The 20,108-nt window shown below is 66.8% G+C and carries 18 protein-coding genes; 13 read left to right on the top strand and 5 right to left on the bottom strand.

The window, feature by feature from the left end; translation table 11 throughout:
- Nucleotides 1–383: 383 nt before the first annotated feature.
- Together HLA98_RS20265 and HLA98_RS20260 are read right to left on the bottom strand one after the other, a co-directional pair.
- The gene (locus HLA98_RS20265) at nucleotides 384–2,099 is read right to left on the bottom strand and encodes a M28 family metallopeptidase (protein ID WP_057501846.1); all 1,716 of its coding nucleotides are present in this window, start codon (nucleotides 2,097–2,099) and stop codon (nucleotides 384–386) included.
- A gap of 86 nt (nucleotides 2,100–2,185) precedes the next feature.
- Nucleotides 2,186–2,848 (bottom strand): DUF4097 family beta strand repeat-containing protein, encoded by a 663-nt coding sequence (locus HLA98_RS20260; RefSeq protein WP_049449443.1) that lies wholly within the window; start codon nucleotides 2,846–2,848, stop codon nucleotides 2,186–2,188.
- Nucleotides 2,849–2,943: 95 nt separating this feature from the next.
- Between HLA98_RS20260 and HLA98_RS20255 the strand changes: the two genes are divergently transcribed.
- Nucleotides 2,944–4,242, top strand: a complete 1,299-nt coding sequence (locus tag HLA98_RS20255; RefSeq protein WP_057501845.1) for a murein hydrolase activator EnvC family protein — start codon at nucleotides 2,944–2,946, stop codon at nucleotides 4,240–4,242.
- 108 nt (nucleotides 4,243–4,350) lie between these two features.
- A complete protein-coding gene (locus HLA98_RS20250; protein WP_057501844.1) occupies nucleotides 4,351–5,799 on the top strand; it encodes a S41 family peptidase in 1,449 nt (482 codons plus the stop codon).
- A gap of 83 nt (nucleotides 5,800–5,882) precedes the next feature.
- Here HLA98_RS20250 and HLA98_RS20245 read toward each other — a convergent pair whose 3' ends face one another.
- A complete protein-coding gene (locus tag HLA98_RS20245) occupies nucleotides 5,883–6,575 on the bottom strand; it encodes a rhomboid family intramembrane serine protease (RefSeq protein ID WP_019662230.1) in 693 nt (230 codons plus the stop codon).
- Nucleotides 6,576–6,801: 226 nt separating this feature from the next.
- Here HLA98_RS20245 and HLA98_RS20240 point away from each other — a divergent pair, with 226 nt between their 5' ends.
- The 3 genes from HLA98_RS20240 (at nucleotide 6,802) to HLA98_RS20230 (ending at nucleotide 10,028) form a co-directional block, all read left to right on the top strand.
- A complete protein-coding gene (locus tag HLA98_RS20240; protein ID WP_057501843.1) occupies nucleotides 6,802–8,229 on the top strand; it encodes an outer membrane protein transport protein in 1,428 nt (475 codons plus the stop codon).
- Between the two features lie 139 nt (nucleotides 8,230–8,368).
- Complete coding sequence (pnuC, locus tag HLA98_RS20235) at nucleotides 8,369–8,968, top strand: nicotinamide riboside transporter PnuC (protein WP_057501842.1); 600 nt, start codon at nucleotides 8,369–8,371, stop codon at nucleotides 8,966–8,968.
- Nucleotides 8,955–10,028, top strand: coding sequence for an AAA family ATPase (locus HLA98_RS20230; RefSeq protein ID WP_057501841.1), 1,074 nt, complete (start codon nucleotides 8,955–8,957; stop codon nucleotides 10,026–10,028). The genes pnuC and HLA98_RS20230 overlap by 14 nt, the downstream gene beginning before the upstream one ends.
- Nucleotides 10,029–10,118: 90 nt before the next feature.
- Here the strand turns inward: HLA98_RS20230 and putA are convergent, their stop codons facing one another.
- Nucleotides 10,119–13,337, bottom strand: coding sequence for a bifunctional proline dehydrogenase/L-glutamate gamma-semialdehyde dehydrogenase PutA (gene putA / locus HLA98_RS20225; protein WP_049449430.1), 3,219 nt, complete (start codon nucleotides 13,335–13,337; stop codon nucleotides 10,119–10,121).
- Between the two features lie 274 nt (nucleotides 13,338–13,611).
- Between putA and HLA98_RS20220 the strand changes: the two genes are divergently transcribed.
- From HLA98_RS20220 to HLA98_RS20195, 6 genes are read left to right on the top strand one after another with little or no spacing between them, the layout of a single operon-like run.
- Nucleotides 13,612–14,088 carry a DUF2244 domain-containing protein gene (locus HLA98_RS20220; protein WP_004153894.1) on the top strand — a complete coding sequence of 159 codons (477 nt, stop codon included), beginning with the start codon at nucleotides 13,612–13,614 and terminating at the stop codon, nucleotides 14,086–14,088.
- Between the two features lie 11 nt (nucleotides 14,089–14,099).
- Nucleotides 14,100–15,056: a cytochrome c oxidase subunit II gene (gene coxB / locus HLA98_RS20215; protein ID WP_057501840.1), complete on the top strand. Its 957-nt coding sequence runs from the start codon at nucleotides 14,100–14,102 to the stop codon at nucleotides 15,054–15,056.
- A 59-nt stretch (nucleotides 15,057–15,115) separates the two neighbouring features.
- Entirely contained in the window at nucleotides 15,116–16,723 is a 1,608-nt protein-coding gene (gene ctaD, locus HLA98_RS20210; protein ID WP_057501839.1) for a cytochrome c oxidase subunit I, read from the top strand.
- A gap of 8 nt (nucleotides 16,724–16,731) precedes the next feature.
- Nucleotides 16,732–16,950: a hypothetical protein gene (locus HLA98_RS20205; RefSeq protein WP_053498719.1), complete on the top strand. Its 219-nt coding sequence runs from the start codon at nucleotides 16,732–16,734 to the stop codon at nucleotides 16,948–16,950.
- Complete coding sequence (locus tag HLA98_RS20200; RefSeq protein ID WP_057501838.1) at nucleotides 16,947–17,537, top strand: cytochrome c oxidase assembly protein; 591 nt, start codon at nucleotides 16,947–16,949, stop codon at nucleotides 17,535–17,537. The genes HLA98_RS20205 and HLA98_RS20200 overlap by 4 nt, the downstream gene beginning before the upstream one ends.
- 13 nt (nucleotides 17,538–17,550) lie before the next feature.
- A complete protein-coding gene (locus HLA98_RS20195; protein ID WP_005412024.1) occupies nucleotides 17,551–18,426 on the top strand; it encodes a cytochrome c oxidase subunit 3 in 876 nt (291 codons plus the stop codon).
- 20 nt (nucleotides 18,427–18,446) lie between these two features.
- Here HLA98_RS20195 and HLA98_RS20190 read toward each other — a convergent pair whose 3' ends face one another.
- On the bottom strand, nucleotides 18,447–18,665 hold the full coding sequence (locus tag HLA98_RS20190; RefSeq protein ID WP_005412025.1) for a twin transmembrane helix small protein: 219 nt from the start codon (nucleotides 18,663–18,665) through the stop codon (nucleotides 18,447–18,449).
- 57 nt (nucleotides 18,666–18,722) lie between these two features.
- Here HLA98_RS20190 and HLA98_RS20185 point away from each other — a divergent pair, with 57 nt between their 5' ends.
- On the top strand, nucleotides 18,723–19,439 hold the full coding sequence (locus tag HLA98_RS20185) for an SURF1 family protein (RefSeq protein WP_057501837.1): 717 nt from the start codon (nucleotides 18,723–18,725) through the stop codon (nucleotides 19,437–19,439).
- Nucleotides 19,440–19,535: 96 nt separating this feature from the next.
- A complete protein-coding gene (locus HLA98_RS20180) occupies nucleotides 19,536–20,105 on the top strand; it encodes a redox-active disulfide-containing membrane protein (protein ID WP_049449423.1) in 570 nt (189 codons plus the stop codon).
- Nucleotides 20,106–20,108: the final 3 nt, after the last annotated feature.

Here is a 20,108-nt window from a genome sequence, read left to right as displayed (position 1 = left end):
CGAACTCGGAAGTGAAACGCAGCTGCGCCGATGGTAGTGTGGCTCAAGCCATGCGAGAGTAGGTCATCGCCAGGGTTTACACCCAAAACCCCGCTGCTCACGCAGCGGGGTTTTTCTTTGTGCGCAGTAAATTGGGTCGTGCCGGCGGCTGGCCGGCAACCCGATGGCGTTGCATTGCCCGGCAGATCCACGCCATGCGTGGATGAGATGGTCTCCGCGGAGAGCGGTGCCAACCGAGGTTGGCACCCACCAGCAGCGGGTCCGTTGGCACCCACCAACCGTGGCGCCTACCAGCGGCGGGGCGGTTAGCCACGCAAAAAAAAGCGGCGCCCCAAGGGGCGCCGCTTTGACCTCAACGAAGTTCAGTCGAGCAAGGCTCGACTCTACTTTGCTGCGGCCGGGGTCTTGTCCTTCATCATCGCGTCGCGGGCCGCCTTGAACGGGTTGCCTGCATACCAGTTCGGCCAGCGATCGCCACCGGCCAGTTCCTTGCCCACGCCGTACATCAGCTGCAGGTCCTCGACGGTGCCGTCCAGCTTCCAGGTGGCTGCATCGAACTCATCCTTCGGGCCGTGGTAGCGGTTGGCACCGTAGTCCGCCGCAGCCTTGCGGCCGGCGTCCACGCCACCCTCTCGCAGATCCTCGCCACCATCGGCGTACAGGGCCGGCACACCGGCCTTGGCGAAGTTGAAGTGATCCGAGCGGAAGTAGAAGCCGCTCTGCACCGAGGTCTCGCCGTGCAGGGTGCGGTCCTGGGCGGCGGCCAGCGGCTTGAGGATGTCCTCCAGCTCCGAGCTGCCAAAGCCGGTGACGGTCACGTCCTTCGCACGGCCGGCCACCGACATCGCGTCGATGTTGATCACACCGGCGATCTTGTCCAGCGGGAAGGTCGGATGGGCAACGTAGTACTTCGAGCCCAGCAGGCCGGATTCTTCCAGGGTCACCGCCAGGAACACCACCGAACGCTCCGGCTTCGGCTCCTGGTGGGCCATCGCTTCAGCCACCTCGAGGATGCCGGCCACGCCGGTCGCGTTGTCGACCGCCCCGTTGTAGATGTTGTCGCCGGTCTCACCCTCATGCTTGCCCAGGTGATCCCAGTGCGCCATGTACAGCACGGCCTCGTCGGCACGCTTGCTGCCCGGCAGCACGCCCACCACGTTGCGCGACTGCTTCTGCGCGATCTGGCTCTTCAGGTCGACCGCAGCGGTGGCCTTCAGCGGCACCGGCTTGAAGCCGCGCTTGCTGGCGTCCTTGTAGGCCTGCGCCAGGTCCAGGCCGGCACCGGCGAACAGTGCCTTGGCGGCGTCGGCACTCAGCCAGCCCTGCACCGGAATGCGGGCTTCCGGGTCATCCTTGGCCGGCAGGTCGTACTGCGGGCCCGCCCAGGAGTTCTTCACCACGTCCCAGCCGTAGGACGCGCCGGCGGTGTCGTGCACGATCAGCGCGGCAGCGGCGCCCTTGCGCGCAGCTTCCTCGAACTTGTAGGTCCAGCGGCCGTAGTAGGTCATGCGCTTGCCGTCGAACAGCTTCGCGTCATCGACATGGAAGCCCGGGTCATTGACGAACATGACCACCGTCTTGCCCTTCCAGTCCTGGCCGGCGTAGTCGTTCCACTTCTGCTCCGGCGCGTCGACGCCGTAGCCGACGAACACCAGGTCGCTGGCATCGACCTTCACCTCGGCCTGGCCGGTACGGGTACCCACCACCATGTCGGTGCCGAACTTCAGTTCGGTGGTCTTGCCGCCCTGGGTGATCTTCAGCACGGTCGACTCGTCGGCCGTGGTTTCGGTCATCGGCACATCCTGGAACCAGCTGTCGCCGTTGCCGGGCTGCAGGCCGATGCGCTGCATCTGGTCGCGGATGTAGTTGACCGTCAGCTCCTCGCCCTTGCTGCCTGGGGCGCGGCCTTCGAATTCGTCCGAAGCCAGCGTCTTGACCATCTCGGCGAAGTCGCCGGCGTTGATCTCCGGGGAGAACTGATGGGCGGCCGGCTTCGCTGCAGCGGTGTCGGTGGCTGGCGCGGCGGCCGGGGTGTCTTCGCCTTTGCAGGCACTGAGCGCGGCCGCAGCGGCCAGGCACAGGAGGAGTTTGCGGGGCATCGTCGATTCCTGGGTAACAAAGGGCAGCCGCGCGTCGTGCACGGCCGGTGTCAGCGAGTATCACCGAACCCGAAGGCGCGGTGCGCTCAGTCCGCCGGAGCGGTTTCGGTGTCGAACGGGATCGGCTCGGCGCCGGTGACCGGCCCGATGCGGGCGCTGCGGTGTACGTACAGCACCACCTCACGTTCGAACTGCAGGGGGCCGTTGACCACGGCATTCGGGCCGATGATCACGCGTGGTTTGCGGCTGGCGGTCAGCGAGACGCTGAAGTTCGGCTTGCGTACGTGCACGCCACCGTTGACCTGCGAGCCGATGCCCACGGTGATGTCACCGTTGACGGTCTCCACGTCCTTGCCGACGCGGCTTTCGACCAGGCCGATGCCGCCGTTCACGGTTTCGACGCCGCCTTCGACCTGGGTGCCGCGGTCGGTGAAGATGCTGCCGTTGACAGTGCTGACGCTGCCGCGCGCGATCACCTCACGGCCCAGGCGCACACCGCCGTTGACCGTTTCGATCTTGCCGGTGCGTGCACGGTCGGCCACCTTGACCCCGCCGTTGACGGTGTCGATGCTGCCGGTCTCGACGCCTTCGCCGACACGGATACCACCGTTGACGGTGTCGAGCTTGCCGTAGCGTTGGCCGGCTTCGGCGCTGATGCTGCCGTTGACCTTGCTGATGTTCTCCTGGGCACAGACCGGCCCGGTGGCCAGCAGTACGCCCAACAGCAGCGGAATGGAAAGAGTTTTCATGGAGACCTCGATGGATGTGCGGCTGGCAGGCCGCGTGCGGAGATGTCACCATTCCCCGGTACCCCCTGCAACTGCCTGAAGTCACTGGAAAGCCCTTGCGCGACAACGCCTTCCCATCACGCCGACATCACATCGCCGCCGTACGCGGCGGGCGCTGCCTGCTGTTGGGGCTGGCGATCGCCTTGGCGTTGCCGCTGCCGGGCGCAGCGCAGACCACCCGCGAGACCGAGCGCAAGCTGCAGAAACTGCGCAGTGAGCTGAAGGGCGTGGCGCAGGAGCGTCGGCAGATCGAGGGACAGCGTGGCCAGGCCTCGCAGCAGCTGCGCGAGGCCGATGAGAAGGTGGCCCGCACCGGCCGTGCGCTTGCGCAGACCGAAACCGCGCTGCGCGAGCAGGGCAGGGCCCTGGCCGAGGCGGAACAGCGCCGCAGCACGCTGCAGGCCAACCTCGCCCAGCAGCACCGCGAACTGGCTGGCCTGCTGCGGGCGGCCTATCAGCTGGGCAATCACGCCCCCCTGAAGCTGCTGCTGTCGCAGGACACGGTGGCCGATGCCAATCGCGCCCTGGCCTACCACCGCTACCTGCAGCGCGAGCGGGCACAGCGCATCACCACGCTGACCGCTGACCTGAAGGAACTGGAAGCGCTGCAGGCGCAGATCGCCGAGCGCAAGCAGAAGCTGCAGGGTGCACAGCAGGACCAGAAGCAGCAGGCCGCGGCGCTGGAAGCCGACCGTCGCGATCGCGCAAAGACCGTGGCCTCGCTGGACGAGCGCTTCAAGGACCAGCGCGAGAAGGAACAGGCGCTGGGCCAGGATGCCAAGGCGCTGGAAACACTGCTGGCCAATCTGCGTGCTGCTGCGGCCCGCGCCGAGGCCGAGCGTCGCGCGGCTGCACGTCGAGCCGCCGCCGAAAAGGCCGCTGCCGAGCGCGCCGCACGCCAGGCCGCGGCACAGGGGCGGCCGCCGCCGCCCACCAAGGTTCCGCCGGCGGTGGCGTCCGCACCGGCCCCGAAGGTCGGTGGCCTGGGCTGGCCGTTGTCCGGCAACCTGCTGGCCCGCTACGGCGGCAAGCTGCCCGATGGCCGCACCAGCAGCGGCGTGCTGATCGGCGCCCCGGCCGGAAGCACCGTCACCGCCGTGGCCGACGGCACCGTGGTGTTCTCCGACTGGATGACCGGCTACGGCATGATCCTGATCGTCGACCACGGCAATGGCTACATGAGCCTGTATGCCCACAACGACACCCTGCTGAAGGATGCCGGCGCGCGGGTCAGCCGCGGCGAGGCGGTGGCCAAGGTCGGCAATTCCGGGGGCCAGGGCGTGACCGCGCTGTACTTCGAGCTGCGCCGTGGCGGGCAGCCGGTCAATCCGGACAGCTGGCTGCAGCGGCGCTGAATCCCGGCCCGCCACGTGCGGGCTGGATTCAACGGGAATTTAGCTGTGCTTCGCGCATAATCGGTGCATGTGCCTTGGGCACCATGCCACCGTCGACAGGAGTGATCCATGCGCGCAGCCCGTACCGCCACCCTCTTGCTGGCCCTGTTGCCAGCGCTGTCCTGGGCGCAGCAGACCGCGCCCGCCCCGAGCCAGGAAACCAGCGGGCAGGCAGCGAACAGCGAGGAGGCGGTGACCTCGAAGGTGCCGCTGGAGGAAATCCGCCGTTTCGTGGCCGTGTACAACGCGGTGCGCGCCGCCTATGTCGACCCGGTCGATGACAAGAAGCTGATGCAGTCGGCCGTGCGCGGCCTGCTGCTCGACCTCGATCCGCACAGCACCTACTTCAACAAGGAAGACGCGCAGGCCTTCGACGAGCAGGCCAACGGTGCCTACGAGGGCATCGGCGTGGAGCTGCAGCAGCAGCCGGACAACGCCAGCATGAAGGTCATTTCGCCGATCGACGACACGCCGGCGGCCAAGGCCGGCATCCTCGCCGGTGACCTGATCATCGCCATCGACGGCAAGCCGATCAGCGCCATTGATGCAAGTGAACCGCTGCGTGGCCCGGCCGGCAGCAAGGTAGTGCTGACCATTGTGCGCGAAGGCAAGCCCAAGCCATTCGACGTGAGCCTGACCCGCCAGACCATTCGCGTGACCAGCGTGAAGAGCCGCATGCTGGAACCGGGCTACGGCTACATCCGTCTGAGCACCTTCCAGGCCGATACCGGTTCGGACTTCCAGAAGCAGGTGCAGCAGTTGCAGAAGCAGGCCGGTGGCCAGCTCAAGGGCCTGGTGCTCGATCTGCGCAGCAACCCGGGTGGCCTGCTGACCGCTGCGGTGCAGGTGGCCGATGATCTGCTCGACAAGGGCAACATCGTCAGCACCCGTGGCCGCATCAGCATCAGCGATGCACGGTTTGACGCGACCCCGGGCGACCTGCTGAAGGGCGCACCGGTGGTGGTGCTGGCCGATGCCGGTTCGGCCAGCGCATCGGAAGTGCTGTCCGGCGCGCTGCGCGACAACAAGCGCGCGCGCGTGGTCGGCAGCCGAACCTTCGGCAAGGGCTCGGTGCAGACCGTGCTGCCGCTGGACAACGGTGATTCGGTGAAGCTGACCACTGCGCGCTATTACACGCCCAGCGGCAAGTCGATCCAGGCCACCGGCATCGTGCCGGACGTTGAACTGAAGCCGGCCGCGACGCCGGCGGAAGATGCACTGCCGGCCAGCCTGAGCGACTACAGCGAAGCGACCCTGCCGGGCCATCTGCGCGGCGATGACGAAGGCACCGAGGGCTACCACGCCGGTGCGGTGCTGCCGGGCGATGGCCCGATCAACGACGCGCTGGCCGAGCTGAAGAACCCAGGCTCGGTGGCCGCACGGTTGAAGGCCGAGGCCGCCAAGGCGGATGCGGCCAAGGCCGCGAAGGCCGGTGCGGCGAAGCCGGAAGCCAAGGTCGAACCGAAGGCGGAAAGCAAGCCGGAAGCAAAGCCCGCACCGGCCCCGGCCAAGCCCTGATTCTGCAGAGTCGAGCCCTGCTCGACTGATCTACGAACCGGCCGGTGGGCGTGGAGCCGGCCAGCGGCCGGCACTACCCGGCGTCAGAAGCCGTGGCGCTTGCGCAGGCGGCGGGCGATGGCCGCCCGCACGTAGACCCCGTACACCACGCCGAACACGAAGCCGCCGATGTGCGCCCACCAGGCCACCATGCCGAAGCTGGGGCCGATATGGGCGAACACCACCTGCAGTGCGGCCCAGACGCCGATCAGCAGGTAGGCCGGGGCACGCACGAATTCCAGGAACAGGCCGAGCGGGATCACCACGCCCAGCCGGGCGCCCGGGAACAGGGCCAGATAGGCGCCGATCAGCGCCGACACCGCGCCGCTGGCACCGATGATGATCTGGTCCGGGCTGCCCATGGTGTAGATCGCCACCAGGTTCGATACCGCACCGCCTACAAGGAACAGCAGCAGCAACCGCCACGGCCCCAGCACCCGCTCAGCAGGCAGGCCGAAGATCAGCAGGAACACCAGGTTGCCCAGCAGGTGCGACCAATCGGCGTGCAGGAACAGGGCGGTGAACAGGCGCAGCACGCTGCCGTCCTGCAGGGTGGCCCACCAGTCCAGTGGATGGGTCAGGCCGGTGGACAGGGCGCCCCAGTCCAGCCAGAGACTGCCGCGGGCATCGTCCGGACGCGAGATCGACCACAGGAACGCCAGCCACAGTGCCGCAAACAGCACGGGCGTGGCCCAGCGCAGGGCCGCCTTCTTGCGAGACGGGAGGGAGACGAACATGGGCACTAGCCTAGCGTGCGGGCGCTTGCGGCGGGGATTGTCCTGTTCAGCTTTTGGGACGAAAAAACCGCCACTGCTGTTATTGTTTCATTAACAGCTCTGGGTAATACTCGCATACGGCGTCGTATGTCGGGAGGGGAATCCGGCGCGCTCCGATGGGTCTCAAGACCTGCCGGGCGCAGGCGCACACAGAGCAACATCACCGCTTACCGGAGAGAGAACTACGATGCAAACCGCTTCCACCATTGCCCGACTGACCCTGCTGGCCGTCGGCGTTGCCGGTGCGCTGGCCGCCGCCGATGCCAATGCTGCCGCCTTCCAGCTGAAGGAAAACAGCGCCAAGGGCCTGGGCCGCGCGTTCGCCGGCTCTACTTCGACCGAAGGCGACGCCTCGGTCATCGCCACCAACCCGGCCTCCATGCGCCTGCTCGACGGCACCATGCTGCAGGGCGACGTCAGCGCCATCAGCTTCGGCGCCAAGTTCCGTGGCCAGGGCAAGTACGCCAACGGCGCTCCGATTTCCGGCGGCAACGGCGGCGACGCCGGCATGATCGCCCCGGTTCCGGCGGCCTACTTCCACCTGCCGTTCGGCGAGAACGACAACATGCACTTCGGTGCATCGCTGACCGTGCCGTTCGGCTTCAAGACCGAATATGACCGCGACTGGGTCGGCCGCTACAACGGCGTCAAGACCGAGCTGCAGGCGATCGACCTGGGCGTCGCGTTCTCCTACGACGTCAACCCGTACCTCTCGTTCGGTGCGTCGGTGTTTGCCGAGCGCCTGAACGTCGACCTGACCAGCGCCGTTGACGGCGGCACCGCGATCAACGCCAGCGCCCAGCGCACTGCTGCGGCGCGCGTACTGGCTGCGGGTGGCACTCCGGCCCAGGCCGCAGCGGCGTCGCAGGCGGCTGCACGCCAGGCCGCCCAGCTCGGCTTCTCGCCGGGTACCGCCGATGGCTACCTGCGCATCAAGGGTGATGAAGTGTCGGTGGGCTACACCCTCGGCGTGACCGTCACCCCGGTGGAAGGCACCAACATCGCCTTCAGCTACCGCTCGAAGGTCGAGCACAAGATCACCGACGGCAAGGCCGACTTCACCATGACGCCGCAGGCTGCCGCGTTCCTGTCGCAGGCTGCCCCGGGCACCTTCATCGACAGCAACGGTCGCGCCACCATCACCCTGCCGGCCAGCGCCACCGTGGGCTTCACCCACCGCGTGAACGACCAGTGGCAGATCATGGCCGAAGTCACCCGCACCGCGTGGAGCAAGTTCGACCAGGTCGTCGTCGATTACGACTCCAACCAGCCGGACAGCGTGCTGCCGTTCCACTACCGCGACACCACCTTCGCGTCGATCGGTACCGATTTCCGCGTGAACGACAAGCTGACCCTGCGTGGCGGCCTGGCTTATGACCAGACCCCGACCACCGACGCCCACCGCGACGTGCGCGTGCCGGACACCACCCGCAAGTGGCTGTCGCTGGGTATGACCTACGCCGCTTCGGACAAGATGGAATACAGCGTGGGCTACACCCACCTGTTCACCAAGGATCCGAACGTCAACTCGACCTCGGCCACGGCCAACACCGTGACCGGCAAGTACAAGGTCAGCGGCGACGTGCTGGCGGCTTCGCTGCAGTACAAGTTCTGATTCCGGCGATTGCCTGAAGCAGTGCGAAGGAGGCCCCGCGCAAGCGGGGTCTTTTTTTTGGGGCCTCGGACCACCCGCGCCTGGAATGGATCCAGCGCGAGTGTCTCCATCGGTGACCAGGATCCATGACAATAGCGCCATGAACCTGTCCGATCCGAACTTCCAGCTGGAGCTGGCCGCCAACATCGCCGTCGCCGGCTCGATCCTGCTGGCCGGCCGCAACAACGTGCACACCTGGTGGCTGGGCATCGTCGGCTGCGCATTGTTTGCTGCCGTGTTCGAACGATCGCACCTGTATGCGGACATGGTGCTGCAGTTCTTCTTCATCGCCATCAGCGTGCTGGGCTGGTGGCAGTGGTTGCGTGGTGACCATGGCGCGCCGCTGCCGATCACCGCGCTGCACCCACGTGCCTGGGCCTGGCTGGCGCCGCTGGCGGTAGTGGCCACCTTCGGCTACGGCTGGATGCTGACCCGACTGACCAACGCCTATGCGCCGTACATCGATTCGGCAGTGCTGGTGCTGAGTGTGATCGCGCAGATCCTGATGATGCGACGCAAGCTGGAATCGTGGTGGGTGTGGCTGCTGGTGAACACCGTTGCGGTACCGCTGTACTACAGCCGTGGCCTGCACCTGACCTCGATCCTGTACGTGGGCTTCTGGATCAATGCGCTGGTGGCCTTGCGCCATTGGCGGCACCTGATGCGTGACGAGGCCAAGACGGCCGATGCTGCTGCCTGAGCGCGTTGCACGCGGCCTGGTGGTGGGCAAGTTCTGCCCGCTGCATCTGGGTCACGAACACCTGATCGAGTTTGCCGCCACGCGTTGTACGCAACTGCTGGTGATCGGCTGGTCGCAGCCGGGCTTTGCCGGCTACAGCGCCGAGCGCCGCGAGCGCTGGCTGCGTGCGCGTTTCCCGCGAGCGACGGTAGCGGTGCTGGATGACGCGCGACTGGCGGCATTGTGCACGGAGCACGGTTTGCCAGTGCGAACGCTGCCGCAGGACAGTGATGACGGACAGGTGCAGCGCGACTTTACCGCCTGGCTGTGCCTGAACCTGTTCGGTGGGCCGGTGCAGGCGGTGTACACCGGTGAGGACTACGGTGACGGCTTCGCGCAGGCGCTGGCCACGTGCTTTGGTGCGCCGGTACGCCATGAGCGGCTCGAACGCGCACTGGACGTCGGGCAGGCGTGTGGCACCCAGCTGCGCGCCGATCCGCATGCGCACCGCCGCGGTCTCGCGCCGCAGGTCTATGCCGGCTATGTGCAGCGTGTGGCGTTCATTGGTGGCGAGTCCAGCGGCAAGACCACGCTGGCGCGCATGATGGCCGAGCGCCTGCAGACCGCCTGGGTGCCGGAGTATGGCCGCACACTATGGGAGCAGCAGGGCGGGGAGCTGACGCCAGATGATCTGCTTCGCATCGCAATGGCACAGCCGCAGCACGAAGACGAGGCCGCACGCCATGCGTATCGCTGGCTGTTCTGCGATACCACGCCGCTGGTGACGCTGGGCTACAGCGGCTGGATGTTCGGCACGGCACCGGAGCCGCTGCGGCAGGCGGCACGACGACGCTACGACCTGCAGTTCCTGTGCGCGCCGGATATTCCGTTCGACCAGGACGGAACGCGCGTGGGCGAAGCCTTCCGGGCGCAGCAGCATGCGTGGTACCTGGCGCAACTGCAGGCAGAGAGAGTCGAGTACGTACTGCTGGAGGGCGATCTGGAGACGCGCATCGCGCGGGTGCAGCGCGAGCTGGCGAAGCGTGCGGACAATCGGTTCAGTCTGGGCCAGCCTCTGTAGAGCCGAGCCCATGTTCGGCTCCGCAGGAACCCAAAGCACAAAAAAACCCCGCTTTCGCGGGGTTTTTCGTTTGCCGCATCACGCAGGCGATCAGTCGCCCAGGGTCAGCAGCGAGGCGTTGCCGCCGGCGGCAGTGGTGTTCACCGTTACCGTCTTCTCGGTAGCGAAACGCAGCAGGTAGTGCGGGCCACCGGCCTTCGGGCCGGTGCCGGACAGGCCCTGGCCGCCGAACGGCTGCACGCCGACCACTGCACCGATCTGGTTGCGGTTGACGTAGACGTTGCCGACGTGGACGCCGTTGCTGATGCGATCGACGGTCTCGTCGATGCGCGAATGCACGCCCAGGGTCAGGCCGTAGCCGGTAGCGTTGATCTGATCGATCACCGCGTCGAGCTGGTCGCCCTTCCAGCGGATGACGTGCAGCACCGGACCGAACACTTCCTTCTGCAGCTGGCCCAGGTCCTTCAGCTCGTACGCGCGCGGTGCGAAGAAGGTGCCGTTGGCGGCTTCGGTGGACAGTTCGGCGGCCGCGATCAGGCGCGCTTCGCGGTCCATGCGCTCAGCGTGGTCCTGCAGGATCTTCAGCGCATCGGCATCGATCACCGGGCCGACGTCGGTGGACAGCAGACCGGGGTTGCCGACCTTCAGTTCCTTCATCGCACCGGCCAGCATGGTCATCACCTTGTCGGCGATGTCGTCCTGCACGAACAGCACGCGCGCAGCCGAGCAACGCTGGCCGGCGGAGGTGAAGGCCGAACCGATCGCGTCCTTGACCAGCTGTTCCGGCAGTGCCGAGGAGTCGGCGATGAAGGCGTTCTGGCCACCGGTCTCGGCGATCAGCACGCCGATGGCGGCGTCACGTGCGGCCATCGCGCGGTTGATCGCACGGGCGGTATCGGTGGAGCCGGTGAAGGCCACGCCAGCCACGCGCGGGTCAGCGGTCAGTGCGGCACCGACGGTGGCACCGTCGCCCGGCAGGAACTGCACCACTTCGGCCGGCACGCCAGCGTCGTGCAGCAGCTTCACCGCGTAGTAGCCGATCAGGTTGGTCTGCTCGGCCGGCTTGGCGATGACGCTGTTGCCGGCGGCCAGTGCAGCGGCCACCTGGCCCAGGAAGATCGCCAGCGGGAAGTTCCACGGGCTGATGCAGACGAACACGCCGCGGCCATGCAGCTGCAGCTCGTTGGATTCACCGGTCGGGCTGGGCAGCTTCTCGGCGTGGCTGAACTGCTCGCGCGCCTGCTTGGCGTAGTAGCGCAGGAAATCCACGGCTTCGCGCACTTCGGCGATGCTGTCGGGCAGGCTCTTGCCGGCTTCCTTCACGCACAGCGCCATGAACTCCGGCATGCGCGCTTCCAGCTGGTCGGCGGCGTGCTCGAGGATGGCGGCGCGGCTGGCGGCCGGGGTGCGGTTCCAGGCCGGCTGCGCGGCCACGGCGTTGGCCAGCGCCTTCTGTACGGTGGCGGCGTCTGCGGCCAGCCACTGGCCAACCACTTCGCGGGTGTCGGCCGGGTTGGTCACCGGCAGCGCGGCGCCGGCCGGGTTGGCACCCGGCACCAGCGGGGCGGCCTGCCAGGGCTTCACGGCCGCGTTGATCTGCTCGGCCAGGGCGCGCAGTTCGTTGTCGTTGGCGAGGTTGGCGCCCATGGAGTTCTTCCTGTCGTGGTTCTGGCTGCGCAGCAGGTCAACCGGCAGCGGGATCTTGGGATGCGGAATCGATTCGAACGAGGACACCATCTCGACCGGATCGCGGATCAGGTCGGCGATCGGCACGCGCTCGTCGGTGATGCGGTTGACAAAGCTGGAGTTGGCGCCGTTTTCCAGCAGGCGGCGCACCAGGTACGGCAGCAGGTCTTCATGCGAACCGACCGGCGCATACACGCGGCAGGGCAGGTTCAGGCGGTCGGCCGGCACCACTTCGGCATACAGGTCGTCGCCCATGCCGTGCAGCTTCTGGTGCTCGTACACGCCGCCATTGGCGATGCTGCGCACGGCAGCGATGGTGTGCGCGTTGTGCGTGGCGAACATCGGGTAGATCGCGTCGGCATGGGTGAACAGTCGCTTGGCGCAGGCCAGGTAGGACACGTCGGTGTTCTGCTTGCGGGTGAACACCGGGTAGCCCGGATAGCCTTCGATCTGCGCGCGCTTGATCTCGGCATCCCAGTAGGCGCCCTTGACCAGGCGCACCTGCAGGCGGCGACCGGCGCGGCGCGCCATGTCGGCCAGGTGGTCGATCGTGTACGGCGTGCGCTTCTGGTAGGCCTGCACGACCACGCCGAAGCCATCCCAGCCGGCCAGCGACGCATCGGAGAACACCTGCTCGATGATGTCCAGCGACAGTTCCAGGCGGTCGGACTCTTCGGCATCGACGGTGCAGCCGATGCCGTAGCTCTTGGCCAGCTGGGCCAGCTCCAGCACGCCCGGCACCAGGTCTTTCAGCACGCGCTCGCGCTTGGCGTGCTCATAGCGCGGGTACAGCGCCGACAGCTTGATCGAGATGCCCGGGGCGTTGTTGACGTCGCCGTCGGGGCGGCCGCCGCGTGCCTTGTGATCGCCACCGATGGCGTGGATCGCCCGACGGTAGTCTTCCAGGTAGCGCAGCGCGTCCTTCATGGTCAGCGCGCCTTCGCCCAGCATGTCGAAGGAATAGCGGTAGCTCGCGTTGTCGCCCTTGTGCGAGCGCGACAGCGCTTCGCTGATGGTGCGGCCCATGACGAACTGGTGGCCCATGATCTTCATCGCCTGGCGCACGGCCAGGCGCACCACCGGCTCGCCCACGCGGCCGACCAGGCGCTTGAACGCGCTGGGCGCATCGGCGCGGGTGGCATCGTTCATCTGCACCAGCTTGCCGGTCAGCATCAGGCCCCAGGTGGAGGCGTTGACCAGCACCGAGTCACTGCCGCCCAGGTGCTTTTCCCAGTCGGCATCGGCCAGTTTGTCGCGGATCAGCTTGTCGGCGGTGTCCTGGTCCGGAATGCGCAGCAGCGCCTCGGCCACGCACATCAGCAGCACGCCTTCCTCGCTGCCCAGGTCGTACTGGCGCATGAAGGCTTCGATCGCGCCCTGGTCCTTGGCGCGCACGCGTACGCGGCCGACCAGGTCGGCGGCCAGCGCCTGCACCCTGGCCTGTTCCTCGGCGGGCAGGCGGGCCTGCGCCAGCAGCTCGCGCACGTGGCTGGCCTCGTCCTTCAGCCAGGCATCGGTAATGGCCTGGCGGAACGGGTTGGGGGGCGCCGGCAATTCCGGCGACAGCAGCGCGCCGGGACGCAGGGCGTCGTGGGCGGCAGGGGAGGAGGAGGGTGCGTTCATGCCGGTCCGGCCAATGGAAAACTTGGCGATTTTAATCATTTTTGCGGGTTGCGGAAGTGCCCTGCAGCCACCTTCGTGAAGTGCTGATAGCCCCTAGCTGCGGTGGATTCAGCGTGTTCAGCAAGCGCGACAGAATTTGTGCTGAATTCGTCATTCGTGCCGCCGACCTCATGCTGTGTTGCAGCATGGGAAAAAGTGTGAATGCACCCTTGCTACCGGCGAGAGGGCGGGGCTACCATCGAGACGTTTCCCGCGGCAGGAACGCGGTTGCGACATGATCGAGGTGCTTCCAGCTCCGGATGGGTCAGGTACGCAGCTGCGGCTGCGTCCCCCACGGGCGCTCGATGCCCGGCAGTTCGTCCTGTTGTTCACCGTGTTGTCGGGTGCGATGTGGCTGGTGTCCGCCCTCGGGTGGTTGGCCGGCAATGCATTCGCCCCCCTGTTCGCGCTGCTGTACAGCCTGGTGCTGGCGGCGGCGCTGCGTGCCTTGTGGCGCAGTGGTGAACGGCAGGAGGAGATCCGGGTAGTGCCGGCGTACGTGGAGGTCATCCCCGTACCCGGTGGATCGCCGGTGTTCCGGGCCCACCCCCACTGGGTGCGCCTGCTCACCGACGATGAGAGGGTCCGGCTGGCATCCAGCGGCCGGCAGGTGGAGGTGGGGAGTTTCCTCGCGCCGGCCGAACGTCAGACGCTCGCAGAGACACTTGAAAGCTTGCTCGCCGCCAGCGATGGCGGCAACCGACGACGCTAAGGGTCTAGGCAATGAAGCAAAGCAGCAGGTGGGGCACGAAGTGCGTGAACGCGGTTGCCGCAGTGCTGGCGACCGGGGGACTGATGCCGGCGTTGGCTTGGGCCCAGGCGGCCGATCCGAAGCCGTGGCAGCTGAACATGGGGAAAGGGGTGACCCAGACCTCGCGCCTGGCCTGGGAATCGAACAACCTGTCGTTGATCATCTGCACGGTGATCGGCGTCATCGTGTTCGGAGCGATGGCCTACGCCATCTTCAAATTCCGCAAATCCAAGGGTGCGGTTGCGGCCACCTTCAGCCACAACACCAAGGCCGAGATCATCTGGACGGTGATCCCGGTGATCATCCTGATCGTGATGGCATGGCCGGCCACGGCCAACCTGATCAAGATGTACGACACCCGCGACGCCGAGATGACGGTCAAGGTCACCGGCTACCAGTGGATGTGGAAGTACGAATACCTCGGCGAGAACGTCACCTTCACCAGCCGCCTGGACCGCGAGTCCGACCGCGTACGGCAGAGTGGCGTCGTGCCGACCCGCGAGAGCCATCCGCATTATCTGCTGGACGTGGACAACCGGCTGGTGCTTCCGGTCGACACCAAGGTGCGCTTCGTCATCACCTCCGACGACGTGATCCACGCCTGGTGGGTGCCGGCGCTGGGCTGGAAGCAGGACGCCATCCCCGGCTTCATCAACGAAGCCTGGACCCGCATCGAGCAGCCGGGCGTCTACCGCGGCCAGTGCGCCGAGCTGTGCGGCAAGGACCATGGCTTCATGCCGATCGTGGTCGAGGCGGTGTCCAAGGAAGAGTTCAAGCAGTGGCTGGCGCAGCGCAAGCCGGCGCCGCCCGCGGAGCCGGCAACGCCTGCGGCACCTGCTGAACCGACTGCACCGACGGGAGAGGCACCTGCAGCGCCTGCCGCTGCTGAAGTCGGCAGCGCGCCTGCCACCGCGGCCAGCGGCGCGTGATGTAAAGCCCGCGGCCGTTCGCGGCCGTGGTGACAACCGATTCTGAGAGGTGTTTTGCAATGGCGCACTCGGCAGTTGGGCACGACGATCACCATCACCAGCAGAGTTTCTTCGAGCGTTGGTTCTTCTCGACCAACCACAAGGACATCGGCACGCTGTACCTGGGTTTCAGCTTCATCATGTTCATCATCGGTGCGGCGATGAGCGTGGTGATCCGCGCCGAGCTGGCGCAGCCGGGCCTGCAGTTCGTCAAGCCCGAGTTCTTCAACCAGATGACCACCGTGCATGCGCTGGTGATGATCTTCGGTGGCGTGATGCCGGCCTTCGTCGGCCTGGCCAACTGGATGATCCCGCTGCAGATCGGTGCGCCGGACATGGCGCTGCCGCGCATGAACAACTGGTCGTTCTGGTTGCTTCCGGTGGCCTTCAGCCTGCTGCTGCTGACCCTGTTCCTGCCGGGTGGTGCACCGGCCGGTGGCTGGACGCTGTACCCGCCGCTGTCGCTGCAGGGTGGCTACAACGTCGCCTTCAGCGTGTTCGCCATCCACGTGGCCGGCATCAGTTCGATCATGGGCGCGATCAACATCATCGCCACCGTGCTCAACATGCGCGCGCCGGGCATCGACCTGCTGAAAATGCCGATCTTCTGCTGGGCCTGGCTGATCACCGCCTTCCTGCTGATCGCGGTGATGCCGGTGCTGGCCGGTGCGGTGACCATGCTGCTGACCGACAAGTTCTTCGGCACCAGCTTCTTCAACGCCGCCGGTGGCGGTGACCCGGTGATGTACCAGCACATCTTCTGGTTCTTCGGCCATCCCGAGGTCTACATCATGATCCTGCCCGCCTTCGGCGTGGTCAGCGAGATCATCCCGACCTTCAGCCGCAAGCCGCTGTTCGGTTACCAGGCGATGGTGTACGCCACCGCCGCGATCGCCTTCCTGTCGTTCATCGTCTGGGCCCACCACATGTTCACCGTGGGCATGCCGCTGGGCGGCGAGATCTACTTCATGTTCGCCACCATGCTGATCTCGATCCCCACCGGGGTGAAGGTGTTCAACTGGGTCAGCACCATGTGGCGTGGCTCGCTGACGTTCGAGGCACCGATGCTGTGGTCGGTGGCCTTCGTCATTCTGTTCACCATCGGTGGCTTCTCCGGCCTGATGCTGGCGATCGTGGCGGCCGACTTCCAGTACCACGACACCTACTTCGTGGTGGCCCACTTCCACTACGTGCTGGTGACCGGCGCGGTGTTCGCGCTGATCGCCGCGGTGTACTACTGGTGGCCGAAGTGGACCGGGCGCATGTACAGCGAGAAGTGGGCCAAGGTGCACTTCTGGTGGTCGATCGTGTTCGTGAACCTGCTGTTCTTCCCGCAGCACTTCCTCGGCCTGGCCGGCATGCCGCGCCGCATTCCCGATTACAGCGTGGCGTTTGCCGACTGGAACCTGATCAGTTCGATCGGCGCGTTCGGCATGTTCGTCACCCCGTTCATGATGGCGGCGATCCTGCTGTCCTCGCTGCGCAGTGGCGAGAAGGCCGAGGCGCGGTCCTGGGAGGGTGCACGCGGCCTGGAGTGGACGCTGCCGTCGCCGGCACCGGCGCACACCTTCACGACGCCGCCGACCATCCGCCCGGGAGATCTGGCGCATGACGACATCACGCATTGAGGTGGGGCATGCATAACGAGAGCCCGCTGCAGACCTGTAGAGCCGAGCCATGCTCGGCTGACGTGGAGCAGCCGAGCATGGCTCGGCTCTACAACAGCCCGGGCGACGCCCCGGAAAACGGCATCGAACAGCAACGCCAGCGCGCCAGGCGCACGGCGATGTGGGTCGGTGCCATCGCCGTGCTGGTCTACGTCGGCTTCATCCTCAGCGGGGTGATCGGCCGATGAGCGAGGCACCGGCCAGCACACCGTCACGCAGTGCGGGGCTGCCGCGCCTGATCGGTGTGGCGGTGGCGGTGTTCCTGCTCACGTTCTCGCTGGTGCCGCTGTACCGCATCGCCTGCGAGAAGGTGTTCGGTGTGCGCCTGGAGCGCGGCCCCGGTGGCGAAGCCAGTGCGGGGGCGGCGGCCGGCAAGCGCACTGTGCGCGTGGAGTTCGATGGCGGCGTCAATTCGCGCCTGCCGTGGTCGTTCCACCCCGAACAGCTGACCATGGACGTGGTGCCCGGCGAGCTCAACGAGGCGCTGTACTTCGCCCGCAACGACAGCCAGCAGGCGGTAGTCGGCAGTGCGGTGCCTTCGGTGGCGCCGGCGCGTGCCTCGGGCTACTTCAGCAAGACCGAATGTTTCTGTTTCACCGCGCAGACGCTGCAGGCCGGCGAGAAGCGCGACATGCCGGTGCGTTTCATCGTCGATCCGGACCTGCCGCCGGAGATCAGGACGATCACCTTGTCCTACACCTTCTACCGCAACGACGCGCTGTCCGATCGGCTGGCTCCGGCCGCTACCTCGGAAGGCGCGCACGCCGCACCCTGACCCGGATACCGACATGGCCCAGACACCGACCGATGCCAACGTGTACTTCGTCCCGGCCCAGAGCAAATGGCCGTTCGTGGGTTCCATCGCGATGATGGTGACCATGGTGGGCGTGGCCAGCTGGCTCAACGATGCCAGCTGGGGGCGCTGGACGTTCTACATCGGTATCGCGATGCTGGTGCTGACCCTGTTCTGGTGGTTCAGCGACGTGGTGCGCGAATCGCAGGCCGGCAACTACAACCACCAGGTCGATGGCTCATTCCGGATGGGGATGATCTGGTTCATCTTCTCCGAGGTGATGTTCTTCGGCGCCTTCTTCGGTGCGCTGTTCTACACCCGCAACCTGGGCCTGTCGTGGCTCAGCGGCGAAGGCCGCGGGGTGATGACCAACGAGCTGCTCTGGCAGGGCTATTCGGCAGGTTGGCCGACCAACGGCCCGGCCGCGATCGGTGGCGCGTTCCAGACCATCCCGGCCTGGGGCCTGCCGCTGATCAATACGCTGATCCTGCTGACCTCCGGCGTGACCCTGACCATCGCCCACCACGCACTGAAGGCCGGCAACCGCCGCCAGCTGCTGATCTGGCTGGGCCTGACCGTGGTGCTCGGCCTGGGCTTCCTGACCCTGCAGGCGGAGGAGTACATCCACGCCTACAAGGAGCTGAACCTGACGCTCGGCTCTGGCATCTATGGTTCGACGTTCTTCATGCTGACCGGCTTCCACGGCGCGCACGTGCTGCTGGGCACGATCATGCTGATCGTGATGTGGCTGCGTTCGGCCAAGGGGCACTTCACCCGCGACAACCACTTCGGTTTTGAAGCGGCCGCGTGGTACTGGCACTTCGTCGACGTGGTGTGGCTGATGCTCTTCATGTTCGTCTACGTGCTTTGACCGCGCACGCATCGGTGGCCTCAGCCGCCGATGCCGTGCGGTTTTATCCAGCCCATGTAGATGCTCACGATCACCAGCAGGATCAACGCCACCGATACCGCGATGCGGCGGGTCAGTGCGTTGACCGTGCGCTTGGTCTGGCCGCGGTCGACCAGCAGGTAATACAGGCCGGCGCCCAGATTCCAGACGATGACAATCAGAAACGCGATTACCAGCAGGGTCTTCAACGAATCACTCATGCGCGGCTCGAGGGCAGGGTGGATGGGCCTATCTGACCGCGTTTGCGCGGACTTGTCATGATGCGCCAGCACACGCGCGTGATCGGATGGCTGCTGGCAGTGCTGGCCATGGCCGGTTTCACCGCATTGGGGCTGTGGCAGCTGCAGCGCATGCATGCCAAACAGGCAATGTTGGATGCGCAGGGTCCAGCTGTGGCACAGGCGTTGCCGCTGTCGCAGGCACTCGCGGCGACCGGCGCGTTGCACGGCGTGGCCGACCACGGCCGCTTCCTGCCCGGCGTGGTGCTGCTGGACAACCAGACCCGGCATGGCCGCGCCGGGGTGAAAATCTATCGCCCGTTCCGCAGTGACGAAGGCAGCGTGCTGCTGGTCGATCTCGGCTGGCGCGCGCTGCCGCCGGATCGCACCCTGCCGGATGTGCCGTCGCCGCCTTCGCCGGTGGCCGTACGTGGGCTGCTGGCGCCGCCGCCGTCAGCGGGACTGGCACTGGGCCCGGCGTTCTCCACCACCGGTGAGGCCGGGCGCTGGCTGGCCAGCCGGTTGCCGGCCGAGGGGCTGGCGCGCGCGCTTGGCCTGCCGGCATTGCCCGACCGCGTGCTGCGGCTGGACCCGGCGCTGCCCTTCGGCGACGAACGCGACCTGGACCTGCTGCCGAACACGCTGCCGCCGCAGCGCCACCTGGGCTACGCCGTGCAGTGGTTCGGGCTGGCCCTGACCGTGCTGGTGGTCGCGCTGGTGCTGGAGTGGCGCCGGAGGCGCGTGATTACCCGGTAGTGCCGGCCGTTGGCCGGCAAGCCCTCGGTTTCCTGGATGCCGGCCGGCAGCCGGCACTACCGGCATCCCTTACCCAACCATGAGAAAATGCCCCGCATGAACACTGCTACGTCCCCGCAGGCGCGCGGCTCCGGCCGCCGGACCCTGGTGCTGCTGTTTGCCGTGTTCTTCGGTGCGATGGCGCTGGCCGCCGTGCTGCGCTTCACCGGCTGGCAGCCAGCCGGGCACCGCAATGCCGGCCAGCTGCTGAAGCCGCCGGTGGACCTGCGCCAGCAGGCGCCCACCCTGGCCAGCGGCCAGCCTTATCCGTGGAATCCCGAGGCCCGTACCTGGCGCCTGCTGGTGGCGCCGGCCGGTGCCTGCGACGCGCAGTGCGTCACTTTGTCGCAGGGACTGGGCAAGGTGTGGCAGCTGTTCGGCCATAACGCCGATAATGTCGAGATTCTGTGGCTGGGAACGCCACCGGCGTCGATCGCCTCGCTGCCCGCGTTGCGGCCGTTGGCTCCGTCGCCAGCCCTGCGCGCGGCGCTGCCTGGCGTCGATGATCCGGCGGGATTGCCGGTCTACGTGATCGATCCGAACGGCTTCGTGATCATGCGTCATGCCCCGGGCACCGACCTGGGTGGCCTGCGCAAGGACATGGCCACGTTGCTGAAACTGAAGTGAGTC

The sequence above is a fragment of the Stenotrophomonas africana genome (genome assembly GCF_013004645.1).
Taxonomy (GTDB): Bacteria; Pseudomonadota; Gammaproteobacteria; order Xanthomonadales; family Xanthomonadaceae; genus Stenotrophomonas; species Stenotrophomonas africana.
Note: the sequence above shows the minus strand (reverse complement) of the source record. Positions and strands in the feature narration are given on the sequence as shown.